General features: G+C 63.0%; 1 protein-coding gene. It reads left to right on the top strand.

What is annotated here, in order from left to right:
• A partial coding sequence (locus MRBLST15_RS10255) for an EF-Tu/IF-2/RF-3 family GTPase (protein WP_367785849.1) occupies window positions 1-384 on the top strand: 384 nt, incomplete at both ends.

Below are 384 nucleotides of genomic sequence, written 5' to 3'. Positions count from 1 at the left end.
GTCGTATCGAGCGCGGCGTGATCAAGGTCGGCGAAGAAATCGAAATCGTCGGCATCCGCCCGGTGCAGAAGACCACCGTGACCGGCGTGGAAATGTTCCGCAAGCTGCTGGACCAGGGTCAGGCAGGTGACAACGCCGGTCTGCTGCTGCGCGGCACCAAGCGTGACGACGTCGAGCGTGGCCAGGTTCTGGCCAAGCCGGGTTCGATCAAGCCGCACACCAAGTTCGACGCCGAAGTCTACGTCCTGTCGAAGGATGAGGGCGGCCGTCACACCCCGTTCTTCAAGGGCTACCGTCCGCAGTTCTACTTCCGTACCACCGACATCACCGGTGCGGTCGAGCTGCCGGAAGGCGTCGAGATGGTGATGCCGGGCGACAACATCA

Source organism: Stenotrophomonas sp. LST15-1-1.1, from assembly GCF_040815575.1.
Classification (GTDB): Bacteria; Pseudomonadota; Gammaproteobacteria; order Xanthomonadales; family Xanthomonadaceae; genus Stenotrophomonas; species Stenotrophomonas lactitubi_B.
Note: the sequence above shows the minus strand (reverse complement) of the source record. Positions and strands in the feature narration are given on the sequence as shown.